At 71.0% G+C, this 16,781-nt stretch carries 14 protein-coding genes and 1 tRNA gene; 9 read left to right on the top strand and 6 right to left on the bottom strand.

Annotated features, from left to right (window positions below; genetic code table 11):
* Positions 1-95: 95 nt before the first annotated feature.
* Positions 96-1,289 carry a dephospho-CoA kinase gene (coaE, locus tag LY13_RS20470; protein ID WP_253830229.1) on the bottom strand — a complete coding sequence of 398 codons (1,194 nt, stop codon included), beginning with the start codon at positions 1,287-1,289 and terminating at the stop codon, positions 96-98.
* Between the two features lie 155 nt (positions 1,290-1,444).
* Between coaE and LY13_RS20465 the strand changes: the two genes are divergently transcribed.
* Positions 1,445-1,669, top strand: coding sequence for a hypothetical protein (locus LY13_RS20465; protein WP_253830228.1), 225 nt, complete (start codon positions 1,445-1,447; stop codon positions 1,667-1,669).
* Positions 1,670-1,984: 315 nt separating this feature from the next.
* Here LY13_RS20465 and rpsA read toward each other — a convergent pair whose 3' ends face one another.
* Positions 1,985-3,529, bottom strand: a complete 1,545-nt coding sequence (gene rpsA, locus LY13_RS20460; RefSeq protein ID WP_253830227.1) for a 30S ribosomal protein S1 — start codon at positions 3,527-3,529, stop codon at positions 1,985-1,987.
* A gap of 369 nt (positions 3,530-3,898) precedes the next feature.
* Here rpsA and LY13_RS20455 point away from each other — a divergent pair, with 369 nt between their 5' ends.
* From LY13_RS20455 to LY13_RS20440, 4 genes are all read left to right on the top strand, one after another.
* A complete protein-coding gene (locus tag LY13_RS20455; protein ID WP_253830226.1) occupies positions 3,899-4,777 on the top strand; it encodes a class I SAM-dependent methyltransferase in 879 nt (292 codons plus the stop codon).
* Positions 4,778-4,997: 220 nt separating this feature from the next.
* A complete protein-coding gene (locus LY13_RS20450; protein WP_253830225.1) occupies positions 4,998-5,849 on the top strand; it encodes an ABC transporter ATP-binding protein in 852 nt (283 codons plus the stop codon).
* Positions 5,846-7,738, top strand: coding sequence for a YhgE/Pip family protein (locus LY13_RS20445; protein ID WP_253830224.1), 1,893 nt, complete (start codon positions 5,846-5,848; stop codon positions 7,736-7,738). Before LY13_RS20450 ends, LY13_RS20445 begins: the two co-directional genes overlap by 4 nt.
* On the top strand, positions 7,735-8,325 hold the full coding sequence (locus LY13_RS20440) for a TetR/AcrR family transcriptional regulator (RefSeq protein WP_253830223.1): 591 nt from the start codon (positions 7,735-7,737) through the stop codon (positions 8,323-8,325). Before LY13_RS20445 ends, LY13_RS20440 begins: the two co-directional genes overlap by 4 nt.
* A 42-nt stretch (positions 8,326-8,367) precedes the next feature.
* Here the strand turns inward: LY13_RS20440 and LY13_RS20435 are convergent, their stop codons facing one another.
* Positions 8,368-8,958 (bottom strand): Rossmann-fold NAD(P)-binding domain-containing protein, encoded by a 591-nt coding sequence (locus LY13_RS20435; protein WP_253830222.1) that lies wholly within the window; start codon positions 8,956-8,958, stop codon positions 8,368-8,370.
* A gap of 149 nt (positions 8,959-9,107) precedes the next feature.
* Entirely contained in the window at positions 9,108-11,816 is a 2,709-nt protein-coding gene (gene polA / locus LY13_RS20430) for a DNA polymerase I (protein WP_253830276.1), read from the bottom strand.
* Positions 11,817-12,026: 210 nt separating this feature from the next.
* Between polA and LY13_RS20425 the strand changes: the two genes are divergently transcribed.
* Both LY13_RS20425 and LY13_RS20420 read left to right on the top strand, forming a co-directional pair.
* Positions 12,027-12,470 (top strand): hotdog fold thioesterase, encoded by a 444-nt coding sequence (locus LY13_RS20425; protein WP_253830221.1) that lies wholly within the window; start codon positions 12,027-12,029, stop codon positions 12,468-12,470.
* 78 nt (positions 12,471-12,548) lie between these two features.
* The gene (locus LY13_RS20420; RefSeq protein ID WP_253830220.1) at positions 12,549-14,273 is read left to right on the top strand and encodes a hypothetical protein; all 1,725 of its coding nucleotides are present in this window, start codon (positions 12,549-12,551) and stop codon (positions 14,271-14,273) included.
* 100 nt (positions 14,274-14,373) lie between these two features.
* On the opposite strand, the gene LY13_RS20415 is transcribed toward LY13_RS20420, so the two are convergent.
* Positions 14,374-14,988, bottom strand: coding sequence for an ANTAR domain-containing response regulator (locus LY13_RS20415; RefSeq protein ID WP_253830219.1), 615 nt, complete (start codon positions 14,986-14,988; stop codon positions 14,374-14,376).
* Between the two features lie 197 nt (positions 14,989-15,185).
* On the opposite strand from LY13_RS20415, the gene LY13_RS20410 reads away from it, so the two are divergent.
* Positions 15,186-15,262: transfer RNA gene (locus tag LY13_RS20410), tRNA-Leu, on the top strand.
* A 90-nt stretch (positions 15,263-15,352) separates the two neighbouring features.
* On the opposite strand, the gene pip is transcribed toward LY13_RS20410, so the two are convergent.
* Positions 15,353-16,318, bottom strand: coding sequence for a prolyl aminopeptidase (gene pip, locus LY13_RS20405; RefSeq protein WP_253830218.1), 966 nt, complete (start codon positions 16,316-16,318; stop codon positions 15,353-15,355).
* 244 nt (positions 16,319-16,562) lie between these two features.
* Between pip and LY13_RS20400 the strand changes: the two genes are divergently transcribed.
* The coding region (locus tag LY13_RS20400; protein WP_253830217.1) for a leucine zipper domain-containing protein at positions 16,563-16,781 on the top strand (219 nt) is incomplete at its 3' end.

Here is a 16,781-nt window from a genome sequence, read left to right as displayed (position 1 = left end):
CCCGCGATGGGCGGAGACGTTCCCGATACGTCGCCATCGTCGACACTCGGCGACGAGCGCTCACCGAACCCGGCGCCTCACCAACCACCGGACGTTCAGGCCTGCCAGCCCGTCTCGGCGGCCCAGCGCTCGGCGCGGACGAACGCGGCGTCCACCCAGGACTGTTTCTCCTCGGAGTAGTTCAGCGAACTGGCGTCACCGGCATGAGCCCGGGCGAGTCGCTGCTTGATGTCGGCGTACACACCGGCCTCGGCGGGATTGGCCCGCAGCCAGTCGCGGAACAGCAACGCGAGCCGCCACGCCGGACCTTCGGCCGACCGGACGTGCAGGTTCACCGGACGCTGCGGATCGGCGCCGTAGTGGAACCGCTTGTCCCACCGGGCAGGCGCGGTCTCCTCGTCCTGCGGCTGGTCGAACCAATGCCCCTCGGCCCGCACGAACCCCGCATCCGACAGCGCCTCGGAGACGAGGTCCGCCTCGCCGAGCGACCGCACGGTGAGCTGCAGGTCCAGAGTGTCCTTGGCGACCAGCCCCGGCACGGCCGTCGACCCGATGTGGTCGGTACGCACGGCCTTGTCCCCCGCCGCCGCACGTACCCGGGCCAGGAGCCGTTCGGCCTGCGCGGGCCACGTCGGGTCGGGCTCGACCAGCGCAGGCGGTTTCGGCGCACGCGGCCGCCGCAGGCGCACGTTGGCCTCAAACGGCACGATCCGCTCGTGCCACAGCGCATCCACCTGAGCCCGCACGAGGTCGGGTGTGCCGCTGTTGTCCAGCCACACGTCGGCCGCGGCCTCCCGCTGCTCGCGCGTGGCCTGCGCGGCGATGCGCGCGCGGGCATCGCCGGCCTCCATTCCCCGGCTCTCGCCGAGCCGTCGGACACGAATGTCCTCGTCGGCGTCGACAACCAGCACCAGATGGTAGTTCGCACCCATGCCGCCTTCGACGAGCAACGGGACGTCGTGCACCACGACCGCGTCCGCAGGTGCCTGACCCATCAGTTCGACCGTCCGCCTGCCGATCCGCGGGTGCGTGATCGCGTTCAGCCGGGCGCGCGACTCGTCGTCGGCGAACGCCTTGGCGGCGAGAGCCGCCCGATCCAGTTCGCCGTCGGCCGTGAGCACGTCACCGCCGAACGACTCGACCACCTCGGCCAGCCCGTCGGTCCCGGGTTCGACGACCTCCCTGGCGATGCGATCAGCATCGATCACGGTGGCTCCCAGCTCTGCCAGCCTGGCCGCCACCGTCGACTTTCCCGCACCGATTCCACCGGTCAGCCCTACACGAAGCATGCGCGCATTCAACCAGCCGTCGCGATCGGCGCACTCTCCGGCGTCGACCAAACCGTTACCCAGCAAATTCGGGTGACACGCCGCCCGGCTCCACCACCGTCCGGCGTCGATTACCTAGTCTCCCGGGCAACGGCTATCGCCCAGACGGAGGAACGATGCCAGTCAACTCGTACGCCGGGAAACATCGTTTGGGAACCACGGGCCTGGTGCACTGTGTCATGCACCAGGCCGTGGCGAAGGCGCTCGACGAACACCGGCGCAACTGGCTGACCGCACTGCTCGTGCCCGCCAAGCACAGCCTGGCCGGCCTCCGCCGCCGCGCACGCGCCGCCGCGCACGAACACGCCTGGGCACCCGTGCCCGTCCGCGCGGCCGCCTGACCGTCGCCGCCGGACCGTTCCGCGCTCCGGGCCATCGCCACCGGACCATCACCGCCGGGCCGTTCCGCGCTTCGGCAGCAGGCACACCTCCTCCGTGACGCACGTTCCCGGCCCGTCGCCGCCCCACGGCAGCGACGGGCCGTCTCGTCGTCACCGCACGGCAACGCGACACCTGCGACACACGACGATCCCCGGCGCAGGCCACACCCGACCCACGACGGCCCGACACACGACGGTGGCCCCGGTCCGTGATCGGACCGGGGCCACCGTGGGTTCATCGCGTGCGGGCGACGCCCCGCAGGGCGCTCACCCTACTCACGCACCGCCGGAGAGCTTCTCCCGCAGCGCCGCGAGCTGCTCGTCGCTGGCGAGCGTGCCGCCGCTCTGGGCGGGCTGCTCCGACGAGGCCGAGGAGGGAGCCGACGATGCCGACGAGGACGACGACGTCGACGCACCGCCACCGGAGGTGTAGCTCTGGTCGCCGCCCTCGACGCCGGTCGCGGCGTCGGCCGCCGCGGCGGCGTTGGCGGCGGCCGCCTCGGCGACCTGCTTCATGTGCTGCTCGTAGCGGGCGTGGGCCTCGGCGTACTGCTTCTCCCACTCCTCACGCGCAGCCTCGTAGCCTTCCTGCCACTCCTGCGTGTCGGGGTCGAAGCCCTCGGGGTAGATGTAGTTGCCCTGGTCGTCGTACTCGGCGGCCATGCCGTACTGCGTCGGGTCGAAGTCGGCGTCGGGGGTGAAGCCCTCGTTGGCCTGCTTCAGCGACAGCGAGATGCGGCGACGCTCGAGGTCGATGTCGATGACCTTGACCATGACTTCGGTGCCGACCTGCACGACCTGCTCCGGGATCTCCACGTGGCGCTCGGCCAGCTCGGAGATGTGCACCAGGCCCTCGATGCCCTCCTCGACGCGGACGAACGCACCGAACGGGACGAGCTTGGTGACCTTGCCCGGCACGATCTGGCCGATCGCGTGGGTGCGGGCGAACTGGCGCCACGGGTCTTCCTGGGTGGCCTTCAGCGACAGGGACACGCGCTCGCGGTCCATGTCCACCTCGAGCACCTCGACCGTGACCTCCTGGCCGACCTCGACGACCTCGGACGGGTGGTCGATGTGCTTCCAGGACAGCTCCGAGACGTGCACCAGACCGTCGACGCCGCCGAGGTCCACGAACGCACCGAAGTTGACGATCGAGGAGACGACACCCTTGCGGACCTGGCCCTTGGCGAGCGCGTTGAGGAACTCGCTGCGGACCTCGGACTGGGTCTGCTCCAGGTAGGCGCGGCGGGACAGGACCACGTTGTTGCGGTTCTTGTCCAGCTCGATGATCTTGGCCTCGAGCTCGCGGCCGACGTACGGCTGCAGGTCGCGGACACGACGCATCTCGACCAGCGAGGCGGGCAGGAAGCCGCGGAGGCCGATGTCGAGGATGAGGCCGCCCTTGACGACCTCGATGACGGTGCCCTTGACGGGCTCGTCCTTCTCCTTGAGCTCCTCGATCGTGCCCCAGGCGCGCTCGTACTGGGCGCGCTTCTTGGACAGGATCAGCCGGCCTTCCTTGTCCTCCTTCTGCAGGACAAGGGCCTCCACCTCGTCACCGACGGCGACAACCTCGGCCGGGTCGACATCGTGCTTGATGGACAGCTCACGAGAGGGGATGACGCCCTCGGTCTTGTAACCGATGTCGAGAAGCACTTCGTCGCGGTCGACCTTGACGATCGTGCCTTCGACGATGTCACCATCGTTGAAGTACTTGATGGTCTTGTCGATCGCGGCGAGGAAGTCTTCCTCCGTCCCGATGTCGTTGACGGCGACCTGGGCCTGCTCGGCGCTCGGGGCGGTGGTGGTGTCGATGGTCATTAGGTGGGTTGCTCCGGTAGCGGATAGATGTCGAAGGGTTTGCAGTTTGCCGAAGCCCGCCCGTCTCCGGGACCGGTTCTCGGTACCCCGAGACGGCCGATCCGTTCGACGTCGGGCAGCGCAGGACGGGTCACCGGGTGATGACCGTGCATTCGTCCAGGCGTCTCCGACGCTGAATCGCGCCACTGCGCCGCAACGGCCGCCGAGGATCATCTCGAGGTGCGCGACCACACCACCTCGCACGAAACCCGGGAGGCGAGAGGAAGCGCGAAACCCACTGCGCTAACAAACATCGTACGCGGCCGGTTGTGACCCGCACAATCAGGGGTGCACGCGTGATCACGCCGCTTCGCGGAGGACAATGGCGGCGTGTCCCAGACGCCCTCCGCGGCCGGTTCCGCCGCGCGCGACCCACGTTACGCGGACACGGAACGCGCTCTCGGCACGGCGCGTGTCGCCTACCGGACCGTCGGCTCCACCGAAGCCGAACGTGCGAGTCTGGCCTGGTGGGACGCCGACGCCGACACGTATCTCGGCGAGCACGGCGAGTTCCTCGGTGACGCCGATTTCGTCTGGTGCCCCGAAGGGGTCCGGGAGCAGCAGGCCCGACTGCTGGGTCCGTCGGACACCCTCGCCGGGGCGGACGTGCTCGAGATCGGCTGCGGTTCCGCGCCGTGCGCGCGATGGCTCACCGCGCAGGGCGCCACCGCCGTCGCACTCGACCTGTCGGCGGGCATGCTCCGGCACGCCCGTGCCGCCGAACACCGCACCGGCCTGAGTCCGGCCCTGGTGCAGGCCAACGCCGAAGCCCTGCCACTGCAGGACGACACGTTCGACATCGCGTGCTCGTCGTTCGGCGCGCTGATGTTCGCGCCGTCGCTCGAGACCGTGTTCGGCGAGGTCGCGCGGGTGCTGCGACCGGGCGGCTCGTGGGTGTTCTCGGTGACCCACCCGATGCGGTGGATCTTCCCCGACGACCCCGGCCCCACCGGACTGACCGCCGTCGAGCCGTACTTCGACCGCACCCCGTACGTCGAGCAGGACGAGAGCGGCACCGCCACCTACGTCGAGTACCACCGCACGCTCGGCGACTACGTCCGCGCGCTGACGTCGACCGGGTTCCGGCTGCTCGACCTCGTCGAGCCCGAATGGCCCGAGGGCCACACCCGTGTCTGGGGCCAGTGGAGCCCGCTGCGCGGCAAACTCTTCCCCGGTACCGCCATCTTCCGGACCGAACGCACCTCCTGAGTCGACGCGCCTGAGTCGACGCCCCGCAGTCGGCACCCGGAGTCGGAACCCCGGAGTCGACACCCCCCGCAGTCTCGCCGTCTCTGCGTCATCGCCGCCTGCGGCGCGGCTTCTGCGCGCCGCCCGCTCCCGCCGCTCACTCTCACGCCCACCCCGGCCTGCGTCCCGGTCCGACGCGGTCTACGATTTGAACTGACCAGTCAGTTCAAAAGGATGACGTATGCAGCTGATCGCCGATCGGGTAGGAATCGAAGGTCCCCACGGACCTCTGGTGCCGCAGACCTCACTCACCGTCTCCTCCGGCGAGCTCGTGATCGTGAAGGGCGAACCCGGCCCCGGCATCACGGCGTTCGGCCTGGCCCTCGCGGGCCGGCTCCGCCCGTCGACCGGCACCGTGGCCCTCCACGACGCCGCCGAGCCGCTCCCCGCCGAGGACGGAGCCGGTGGCGGAGACAGAGCCGACAGCGGGGACGGAGCCGGCGGCGGAGACGGGCGGTCGGCCTCCGAGGATCCCCCGGACGGCGAACCGAACGCCGGTGAGGACCGGCCCACCGACGAGAAGTCCGGCGGCGAGGAGCCCGCTCCCCTACCCGACCGGCCCACCGCCGATCCGGTCACCGCTCCCCGTGCGGTGGCACGCCGGGTCGCGGTCGTCGACTCACCCGGTGTGAGCGAGCCCGAGGACGCGCTGCCGCTGCGCGTCGTCGTCGGCGAGGAGCTGGCCCTCGCGGGCAGGCCCGCCGACCGGGCGGCGGTCACCCGCCGGCTCACCGACCACGACGCCGCGGCCTACGCGAACTCCCGGTTCGAACGACTCGACGCCGACCTGCGCACGCGACTGCTGACGGCGCTCGCCGCCTCGCGTGAGGGCGTGCGGGTGCTCGTGCTGGACCGGCCCGACCGGCACACGAGCGAGACCGGCGGCTGGCTGCGCATCGCCCGCGAACACGCCGAGCGGGGACTCGCCGTCGTCGTCCTGACCGCCACCGCCGCCGATGCGGCGCTGCCCGGCGACCTCGTCCGCGTCGGCCGCACCGATCACGCACTCCCGGAGTCGGAGGCTCGCTCGTGAACGCCGTCCACCTCGCCCGTAACGAACTGCGCAGGCTCACCGCGGGCACGCTGCCGAAGCTCGCCATCGCGGCGCTGGTGTTGGTGCCGCTGTTGTACGCGTCGCTGTACCTCTACTCCAACTACGACCCGTACGGCAGGCTCGACAACCTGCCCGCTGCCATCGTCGACGACGACACCGGAAGCGGCACCGGCGAGGATCACCGCGAGATCGGCCGTGAGGTCACCGACGAACTCCAGCGCTCCGGCGACTTCGACTGGCACGAGACGTCCCGCGAGGAGGCCCACAACGGTGTCCGGGACGGCGACTACGCGTTCGCGATCACGATCCCGCGCGACTTCAGCGCGGCACTGACCTCGAGCGCCGACTTCGAACCCCGGCAGGCCGGCATCACGCTGACGACCAACGACGCCAACAACTACCTGTCGCACACGATCGCCGATCAGGTCGCCGAGCAGGTGCGGGACACGATCGCGAAGAAGGTCGGCACGCAGGCCGCCGACCGGTTCCTCGTCGGGTTCTCCACCGTTCACGAGCGCACCGAGAAGGCCGCGAACGGCGCGCGACAGCTCGCGAGCGGGGCCCGCGAACTCCGCGACGGGCAGCAGCAGCTCGCGAACGGCGCGTCACAGCTGGCCACCAGCGGCAGCCAACTCTCGTCGAGTCTCGCGACCCTGAAGTCCAACACCGAGGACCTGCCCGAACAGACCCGGAAACTGGCCAGCGGTGCGAACCGGGTCGCGGCGGGCAACGAGCAGATCGCCGCGACGGCGTCGGCGCTCGCACAAGGGTCGGCCGATCTGCAGAACCAGCTCGACAACGTGAACGACCGACTCGGCCGGCAGCTCCGCGAAGGCGGACTGGACGAGAACGAGGTCCAGCACGTCCTCGGGGTGCTCGGGAACGTGCGCACCCCGGTCGACGAGGCCGACAACCGCATCCAGCAGACGTCGGCGCAGCTCGACGCCCTCGCCACCGGCGCGCGGCAGGTCGCCAGCGGTGCCGGAAAGCTGGCGACGAGCGCGCCGCAGCTGAGCGGCGGCATCGCGCAGGCAGCCGACGGGGCGTCGACGCTGTCGAAGGGCGCGTCCAGCCTGGACGAGGGCCAGACCGAAGCCCTGAACGGCACGAAGCAGCTCGTCAGCGGCGCCGACGACCTTCGGGACGGCCTCGGCCAGGGGCTCCGGCAGATCCCGAACACCGACGACGACACGCGTGAGCGGACGGCCCGCACGATCGCGGATCCCGTGGCCGTCGACAACGCGAGCATGGCCAGCGCGGGCACGTACGGCGCCGGGCTGGCCCCGTTCTTCATCGGCCTGGCCACCTGGATCGGCGCCTTCGTGCTGTTCCTGCTGCTGCGCCCGCTGTCGACGCGGGCGCTCACGGCCGGCACGCCGCCGCTGCGGGTCGCCGTCGGCGGGTGGCTCTCGGCGGCGCTGCTCGGTACGGCGCAGGTCGTCGTGCTGCTGGCCGCCGTCACGTGGCTGGTCGGGATCCACGTCGCGAGTCCCGCCGCGACGCTCGGCTTCGCGATCCTCACGTCGTTGACGTTCACGGCGATCGTGCACGCCCTCAACGCGCTGTTCGGCGCGGTCGGCAAGTTCCTCGGACTCGTGCTGCTCGTGCTCCAACTGGTCAGTGCGGGCGGCACGTTCCCGTGGCAGACGCTGCCCGACGCGCTGCAGCCGTTGCACGCCGCGCTGCCGATGGGATATGTGATCGACGGTATGCGACACCTGCTCTACAGCGGCCCCTCGGCCGACGTGCTGCTCGACGTCGGAGTCCTGGTCGCCTACCTCGTGGTCGGCCTGACCGCGTCGACGGTGGCGGCCCGCCGACGACGCACGTGGACGGTCGGGCAGCTCAAGCCGGAGCTGGCGCTGTGACCCCGCGGGCGGAGGCGACCCGCAGGCGGCTGTTCGAGGCGACGATGCGCCTGGCACGCGGCACGGGGCTCGCGGGCGTCACGGTCGACGACATCGCCGCCGAGGCCGGGGTCGCCAAGGGGACCGTGTACTACAACTTCCGCAGCAAGGACGGGCTCGTCGAGGCGCTGTTGCGGCACGGTGTCGGTGACCTGGCCGAGCGGATGACGGCGGCGGTCGACGAGGCCGGCGACGACGCGCCGGCCGGACTCGCCGGGCTGGTCGACGCCGCGCTGGCGTTCATCGAACGGTATCCCGGGTTCTCACAGATCCTCGTCAGCGAGCTGTGGCGGACGCCGGGCAACTGGGCGGAGACGCTCATGCCGCTGCGGGAGGAGATCCTCACGATCCTCGAACGGCAGCTGGCGCGGGTCGCCGCCTGCGGGAGTTTCCCGGCGGGCGTACCGGTGCGGAGCGCGGCGACGGCGCTGTTCGGGACGTTGCTCGTGTCGGCGCTGGACTGGCTGGTGTTCGAACCGGAACGGGACCGGGCCGAGGTGCGTGATGCGGTGCTCACGCTGCTCGCCGCGCGGGTCGAGCCGGGGTGAGCTGCCGGGGTGAGCAGGCTCGGGCCGCGACCGGGACGCCGGTCAGGCCCTGCGCACCGTCCGGCGTTCGCCCAGCTGGTGCACCGATGTCGGCCTGCCCTCGACGGCGCGGCGCACCGCCTCGAGCACGCCCCGTTCGATCTCCTCGTGGCGCAACGGCCTGCCGACCGCCTCGTCCGATGTGGACCCGAGGAGCACCTGTTGGGTCGGCCGATGCGGGAAGTGCGGGTCCGGTGGTTCGACGACGTCGCCGTGCACCGGGATGGCGGTCACCTCGACCACGGGCGCGGCGTCCGACAGCAACGGCTCGACCGCGGAGAACACGGCCTCCCGGTACGCCTCGTGCACCCACGCGACCAGCAGATCGGCGGGGCCCGCCAGCACCTCGCCGGCCTTCGCGGCGAGTTCGGCGGGCTCGTCCCACTGGGCCTGCACCCACGTCGCACGTCCCGGGCCGACCGTGGTGTGGCGGTTGCCCGCCGTCCAGCGGACCGCGCGCAGCTCCGGGTCGCCTTCCGGGATGGGGGCGTACCGCCTGCTCGGCAGCACGACATCCCAGCCGTCGACCGCAAGCTCCCGCGCGACCCTGCGGAGCATCCCGGTTCCGGCGAGGAGCAGCGCACGGCGCGTCATGCGAGCACGATATCGGCGCCGCACGGCCCGCGCAGCGCTCCGAGCGGCCGCCGCTGGACGAACACCACGGCTGGACGGGCACCACCGCCGGACGGGCACCACCGCCGGACGGGCACCACGGCCGAAACGGGGCCGGCCGGTGCGGGCCGTCAGTGGGCGGCGTCGTTCCAGGACCGGCCGAAGCCGACGGACACCTCCAGCGGCACGGCCAGTTCGCAGGCGGCGCCCATCTCGCGGCGTACGAGCTGTTCCACCTCGGCGTGCTCGCCCTCGGCGATCTCGAGGATCAGTTCGTCGTGCACCTGCAGCAGCATGCGGCTGCGCAGGTCCGACGAGGCGAGCGCGCCGTACACGCCGAGCATGGCGACCTTGATGATGTCGGCGGCGCTGCCCTGGATCGGCGCGTTGAGCGCCATCCGTTCGGCCATTTCGCGCCGCTGCCGGTTCTCGCTCGTCAGGTCCGGCAGGTAGCGCCGCCTGCCGAAGATTGTCTGCGTGTACCCGGACTTCGCGGCCTCGTCGACGACGGTGTGGAGGTAGTCGCGGACCCCGCCGAAGCGTGCGAAGTAGTCGTCCATCAGGCCGCGGGCCTCCTCGGTGGAGATCCGCAGCTGCTGCGAGAGCCCGTAGGCCGACAGCCCGTAGGCCAGGCCGTAGTTCATCGCCTTGATCTTGGCGCGCTGCGGGCTCGTCACCTCGGACGGATCGACCCCGAACACGGCGGCGGCCGTGGCGGCGTGGAAGTCGGTGCCGGACTGGAACGCCTCGATCAGGTCGGCGTCCCCGGACAGGTGCGCCATGATGCGCATCTCGATCTGGCTGTAGTCGGCGGTCATCAGCTGGTCGTAGCCGCCGCCGACGACGAACGCCTCGCGAATCCGCCTGCCCTCGTCGGTGCGGATCGGGATGTTCTGCAGGTTCGGGTCCACAGAGGACAACCGGCCGGTCGCGGCGATCGTCTGGTGCAGGGTCGTGTGGATCCGCCCGTCGGGTGCGACCGACTTGATCAGTCCCTCGACCGTGCTGCGGAGCCGCGCGGCGTCGCGATGTTCGAGCAGGTGCTGCAGGAACGGGTGCTCGGTCTTCTCGTACAGCGTCTGCAGCGCGTCGGCGTCGGTCGTGTAGCCGGTCTTGGTGCGCTTGGTCTTCGGCATGCCGAGCTCGTCGAACAACACGACCTGCAGCTGCTTCGGCGAACCGAGGTTGATCTGCTTGCCGATGACGCCGTAGGCGTTGTCCGTGGCCTCCTTGACCCGGCTCGCGTAGTGCGCCTCGAGCGTCGTCAGCCGGTCCTGGTCGACGGCCACGCCCGCGGCTTCGAGCTCGGTGATCACCGACAGCAGCGGCAGCTCGATCTCGGCGAGCAGCCGCGCTCCGCCGATGCCGTCCAGCTCGGTGGTCAGCGCGGCGGCGAGTTCCGCGGTCGCCCGGGCGCGCACCAGCTCGTCGTGCACGAGCTCGGCGTCGTCGTCGGAGTCGGCACCGCCGGACGCGTCGAGCAGCGACAGCTGTCCCTCGCCGCCGGAGGAGTCGGACCGCATCTCGCGCTGGAGGTATCGCAGCACGAGATCCGCGAGCTCGAACGTGCGCTGGCCCGGGCGCACCAGGTACGCCGCCAGCTCGGTGTCCATCGTCAACCCGCGCACCCGCCAGCCGCGCGCCAGCAGACCGTGCAGCGGAGCCTTGAGCGCGTGCCCCGTCTTGCGGGCCTCCGGGTCGGCGAGCCAGGCGCCGAGGGCCGCCTCGTCGTCCGGGTCGAGCGTCGTCAGGTCCAGGTAGGCGCCCTCGCCGTCGGAGGCCGCGAGGGCGAGCGATGCGGCGTCGGCCGCGATGGACGTGCCCGTGACGCGCACCGCGAGCCCCGTGGTCGTGCCCGCCGCCGCGTGCTCGGCCAGCCACGCGGCCACGGTGCCGGGCGCCAGTGCGCCACCGCTGACGCTGAAGCCCTCCTCCGCCTCGGGTTCGGCGCTGGACAGCGTCGCGAACAGCCGGTCGCGCAGCACCCGGAACTCGAGCTCGTCGAACAGCCGGTGCACCGCGTCGCGGTCCCACGCCTTGACCTCGAGGTCCGCCGGTGCCTCCTCGAGCGGCACGTCCCGCACCAGCTCCGTCAGCTGCCGGTTGAGCAGCACGCCGTCGAGGTGCGAGCGCAGCGCGTCGCCGACCTTGCCCTTGACCTCGTCGACGCGGTCGACCAGCTCCCCCAGGGAGCCGAACTGCCGGATCCACTTCGCGGCCGTCTTCTCCCCCACCCCCGGGATGCCGGGCAGGTTGTCCGACGGGTCACCGCGCAGCGCCGCGAAGTCCGGGTACTGCACCGGGGACAGGCCGTACTTCTCCTGCACCCCGTCCGGGTCGAACCGTACGAGGTCGGACACGCCCTTCTTCGGGTACAGCACCGTGATCGTGTCGGTGACCAACTGCAGCGCGTCCCGGTCGCCCGTACAGATGAGGACCTCGTACCCGGACCCGGTCGCCTGCGTCGAGAGCGTGGCGATCAGGTCGTCGGCCTCGTAGCCGGGCTTCTCCAGCACCGGGATCGTCAGTGCGCCGAGGACCTGTTTGATCAGTTCGACCTGGCCCTTGAAGTCGTCCGGGGTGGCCGAGCGGTTGGCCTTGTACTCGGCGAAGGTTTCCGTGCGGAACGTCTGGCGCGAGACGTCGAACGCCACCGCCAGGTGGGTCGGCTCCTCGTCACGCAACAGGTTGATGAGCATCGACGTGAACCCGAAGACCGCGTTCGTCACCTGACCCGTCGACGTCCGGAACCGGTCGGCGGGCACCGCGTAGAAGGCGCGATAGGCCATGGAGTGGCCGTCGATCAGCAGCAGCCGCGGGGTGCCGTCGCCGGTGGCGATGGGTGACGGCGCAGCCGACGACGCGGACGGCTCGGTGCCTGCGGGCCGCGGCGTGCCTGCGAGCGGTTCTGTGGGGGCGACCGGTTCCGTGCCTGCGAGCTGGCCGGTGCCTGCGAACTGGTCGTCGGTCTTCGCGTCTGGACTCACATCCGCGAGTCTAGGGTGAGGGTCCGACAGCGCTGCCTGTCCCATAGACCGAGGAGAGAACGAGTGACCAACAACGGTTCTGAGCAGGCGTTCCGGGATTCGCTGGCGGGCCTCACCCCCGAGATCGCGGCCCAACAGCTCAACGACAAGGTCGGCATGGAGTTCGGACAACTCTCGCCCGAACGCGTGACGGCCACCATGCCCGTCGACGGCAACCTTCAGCCGTACGGCCTGCTCCACGGCGGCGCCAACGCCGTCCTCGCCGAGGCGCTCGGCTCGACCGTGGCCGCGCTCAACGCGGGCGAGGGCCGCATCGCCGTCGGCGTCGACCTGAACTGCACCCACCACCGGGCCGTCACCTCGGGCACCGTCACCGCGGTCGCAACGCCCGTGCACGTGGGCCGTTCCGCCGTGACCGCCGAGGTGGTCGTCACCGACGACGCGGGCCGCCGCAGCTGCACCGCCCGGCTGACCTGCATGGTCCGCGACGCGCCGCCCGCGGGCTGACCACGGCGGGTCACCGCGCCGGTACCCGTCGCCCACCGGGGCTCCGGGTACCGGCCCACCTGCCGATAGCCTGACCGGATGAACTCCGACGACGTGCGGCTGACCGCGGTCGAACTGACCTCCTACATCGAGGACCACCTCGCCGACGAACCGGAATTCGAGATCGACCCCGAGGTCGCGACGACCGCTCTCCAGCTACTCGCCGACGAGTGCGGAGTGCGCGACCTGGGCGAACTCGGCAACGGCGACATGACCCGGTTGCTGCTCCAGGTGTATCCGGAGGCACGGCCCGACGACGATCCGAACGACGTCGTCAACGCCGTGGACCTGCTGCTCGACTTCGCGTTCGACACCGAGCGCATCGACGAGGACCGCCACACCGAGCTGCTCGGCGAACTCGACGACGCCGAGACCGCCCTCTTCGGCTCCCTCGACCGGCCACGGCTCGCCGAGAACGAGCCGGACCTCAAGAAGCTCTACAACCTGCCCGACCGACTGGGCCCCGTCCGCCTGCCCGCCGAGGACGAACTCGCCGCGACCGCCCGTCGTTCGCCGTTGCTCGCACGGGCGCACGCGCTGGCGACCGCCGTCATCGACGGGCAGGACCTCCCCGCGGCGGCGGACACGGCGGGAGTGTCCGAATCGGAACTGCCCACCGTGGCGGAACTCGCGTCGCACCTCGGGTTCGTCGAGTTCGACGACGCGGAGGACTCCGAGTCCGATTCCGACAGCGGCGAGCCGGACGACGAAGACGAGAGCGACGAGGTCGTCGTACCGACCGCGGGGCCCGCCCTCGACGAGTGGCCCGACGGCGACGATGACGACGTGCTCACGGTGTGGGGGCACGCGCTCAACACCCTGCTGGCGTGGAGTCTGGCCGCCGACGCCGACCGTGCAGGAGACGAGACACTCGACTTCACCGGCAGCTCGGCCTGGTTCGTTCCACTGTTCCTCACCTGGCGCGTCGGCCTTCCCGTACGCGCGATCAGCGACATGATGGCCGACCTGACCACCGACGACCTGCCTGCCGAGGACGCCGCGACCGCGTGGACCGCGTGGTCGGCCGAGCACGGCGACCCGGCCGAGGTGCTGCTGGGCAGGCTGGCCGAGCTGGGTGCCGTCGAACTCGACGACGACCACGAGGACACCGACACCGCGGGCACGGTCGCGCGGCTGACGCCGTTGGCGGCCGCCTCGCTGCGGGGCGAGCTCGTCGAGTCCGGTGTGGACGTACCGCTGTTGCCCGCGCCGCAGGACATGACGGCCGGCGACCTGATCGACGTCCTGGCCCACGGACTCGACGGGGAGATCGACACCGAGGCCCCGGCCTGGTTCGCCGCCCACGGTCCGGTCGACGCGGCGCGGGCGCTGTTGGCCGTGGCCGCCGAGGGCGATGCTCCGCGCCGCGCGGACGTCATCACGCTCATCCGCGCCTACGCGGGCGCCGACGCCGAGCCGGCATGGCGGGAGGTGCTGGACACGCCGGAGCTGCAGCTGCACGCGCGGCTGGAGCTCGCCGCGCTGCGCGGCGAGGACAGCGACCTGACCGATGCCGAACTGTCGTGGCTCGCCGTGGACACGATCGCGGGCAGGCTCAGCGGGCACGAGTCCGAGGTGATCACCGCGGTCATCGAGCACATCATCCCGGCGGGTGCGACGGGCCCGGTCGACACGATGTGGCGGGTGGACCACCCGGACACGGTCACGGTCCTCACCGCGATCGGCGAGCACCATCGGGACAAACCCGTCGCGAAGGCCGCACGCAAGGCTCTCCACAAGGCGGCCGACCGCGCGGGGACGTAGCCGCACCCGCCTCTCCCGACGACACGAGCCCCGTCACCTGCTGCGGTGACGGGGCTCGGTGCGTTCGGACGGACCGCGGCGAGGGGCCGGTCCGTCGGGTTCAGCTGTCGATGCTCTCGATCACGGCCTCGGCGACGGCCTTCATCGTCGAGCGCCGGTCCATCGCGGTGCGCTGGATCCACCGGAACGCGTCGGGCTCACTCAGGCCCTGCTGGGTCATGAGCAGGCCCTTGGCGCGGTCGATCACCTTCCGCGTCTCCAGCCGGTCGGTCAGACCGGCGACCTCGGATTCGAGCGCCTGCAGCTCGGCGAACCGGCTGACGGCCAACTCGATCGCGGGCACGAGGTCGCGCTTCGCGAACGGTTTGACGAGGTAGGCCATTGTGCCCGCCTCGCGGGCCCGTTCGACGAGGTCACGCTGCGAGAACGCGGTCAAGATCACCACCGGGGCGATCCGGTCGCCCGTGATCTTCGAAGCGGCCTCGATGCCGTCGAGCTTCGGCATCTTCACGTCGAGGATCACGAGATCGGGCTTCAGCTCGGTCGCCAGCTTGATGGCTTCCTCACCGTCGCCGGCCTCGCCGACGACCTCGTAGCCTTCCTCGCGCAGCATCTCGACGAGGTCGAGGCGGATCAGGGCCTCGTCCTCCGCGACCAGCACGCGACGCTGGGGTGCGGCGGCGCCTTCGCCGGCCTCGGTGGCCGCTTCGGTCACAGGGCTCCTCCTGGGACGATCAATCAGGTAAAGACATAGCGGGTTCCGCTAGATGCAGGCTACCGGTTCTCCGGCCGATCGTGACGATGGCCTTCACCACGCAAGGTGATCACACGCCGGAAACCACAACAGCCGCCACGCGTGGTAACCCGCATGCCGCCCGTGATGCCGTATCGAGTACAGTCGGCAGCCCACACGCCCCCGTAGCCCAATTGGCAGAGGCACACGACTCAAAATCGTGCAAGTGTGAGTTCGAGTCTCACCGGGGGCACCACCTCGCATCGCGGACATGCGTGCCCGCTCGGGCCCTGCGCCGACGGCCTGGCACGCCTTCCCCGTACGGCGTGCTCGCCACCGTCCCCGCTCACGCCTTCCTGGCAAAACGGTCGGTGGCCGCGGTGATCGCCACGCTCATGCTCCCTCCTCGGTGACCCGTGTCGTCGAGGACAACCAGCTCGCTGCCAGGCCACGAACGGTGCAGCGCCCACGCCGTGTCCAGCGGACCGCTGACGTCGAAGCGCCCGTGGATCAACACGGCCGGAATGCCGTGGAGTCGTGCGATATCGCGCAGCAACTGCCCCTCGTCCAGAAAGCTGCCGTGGGGCCAGTAGTGGGTCACGATGCGGGCGAACGCCAGCTGGAACGCCGGATCGGCGACCGACAGGTAGGGCGCGGCGTCCGGGGCCAGCGACATGTGGGTGTCCTCCCACTCGCACCATCGGCGCGCGGCCTCGGCCCGGACCTCGGGGTCGGGGTCGTGGAGCAGTCGGCTGTAGGCCGCAGCCAGATCGCCGTCGCGTTCGGCAGGAGGCACGCCGTCGCGGAACCGTTCCCATTCGCGCGGGAAGATGCGGCCCATGGCCCGGGTGATCCAGTCGTGGTGGTCGCCGTCGGTGACGGCCGCGAGCACCAGTTCGGTCACCCGATCCGGATGAGCCTGGGCGTAGGCGAGTGCGAGCGTCACACCCCACGAGGCTCCCCACACCAGCCAGCGCTCGATTCCCAGGTGGGTCCGCAGGGCCTCCAGGTCGGCGACGAGGTGCTGCGTCGTGTTCGCCGTCAGGTCGACGATCGGATCGGCCGCCGACGGAGTGCTGCGCCCGGAGCCCCGCTGGTCGAACAGCACGACTCGGTAGCGCTCCGGGTCGAACAGGCCGCGCATTCCCGGCGAACTCCCCGTTCCGGGACCGCCGTGGAGGGCGACGGCCGGTTTGCCGTCGGGATTTCCCGACACCTCCCAATACAGCGAATGGCCGTCGCCGACCTCCAGCATCCCCGAGTCGTACGGCTCGATCGGTGGATATCGCCCGTCCTCTGATCTGCGGCCCATCGAGGCATGATCGCGTCCCCCGACGGCCGCGCACAATCGACGAACGGCGGCGATGCCCGGCACGGAACCGGTCACCCTCCCGCACCGCGCGGGCTTGCGGCTGACGTGACGGAAGGCCCTAGCTGTGCTGTTCGGGCACGTTGGTGACGGTTCGGCACGCGGTGGATGATCTTGATATGGGTGAGGGCCTCCGGGTTCGGTGTGGATCACCACGAACAACACGCCGATCCGAGGAGGCCCTCTGGTGGTCCACCGTAACGCTCCGCTGACTCCGACCGGACGGCTGCGACTGGCCCGGTGCGTCGTCGAGGACGGTTGGAACGTGCGCCGCGCTGCCGAACGGTTCCAGGTCGCCCACACGACCGCGGCCCGCTGGGCCGGCCGGTACCGCCACGGCGGCGAGCAGGCTATGGACGATCGCTCCAGCCGTCCCCGCCACAGCCCGCAACGCACCAGTCGGGTA

Source organism: Prauserella aidingensis (genome assembly GCF_024171865.1).
GTDB lineage: Bacteria > Actinomycetota > Actinomycetes > Mycobacteriales > Pseudonocardiaceae > Prauserella > Prauserella aidingensis.
This window is presented reverse-complemented; position numbering and strand designations above follow the sequence as displayed.

Excerpts from the sequence above, each read along its gene's own strand:
- coaE (WP_253830229.1), bottom strand. The coding sequence starts at position 1,289 with ATGCTTCGTGTAGGGCTGACCGGTGGAATCGGTGCGGGAAAGTCGACG.
- LY13_RS20465 (WP_253830228.1), top strand. The coding sequence starts at position 1,445 with ATGCCAGTCAACTCGTACGCCGGGAAACATCGTTTGGGAACCACGGGC.
- rpsA (WP_253830227.1), bottom strand. The coding sequence starts at position 3,529 with ATGACCATCGACACCACCACCGCCCCGAGCGCCGAGCAGGCCCAGGTC.
- LY13_RS20450 (WP_253830225.1), top strand. The coding sequence starts at position 4,998 with ATGCAGCTGATCGCCGATCGGGTAGGAATCGAAGGTCCCCACGGACCT.
- LY13_RS20435 (WP_253830222.1), bottom strand. The coding sequence starts at position 8,958 with ATGACGCGCCGTGCGCTGCTCCTCGCCGGAACCGGGATGCTCCGCAGG.
- LY13_RS20420 (WP_253830220.1), top strand. The coding sequence starts at position 12,549 with ATGAACTCCGACGACGTGCGGCTGACCGCGGTCGAACTGACCTCCTAC.
- pip (WP_253830218.1), bottom strand. The coding sequence starts at position 16,318 with ATGGGCCGCAGATCAGAGGACGGGCGATATCCACCGATCGAGCCGTAC.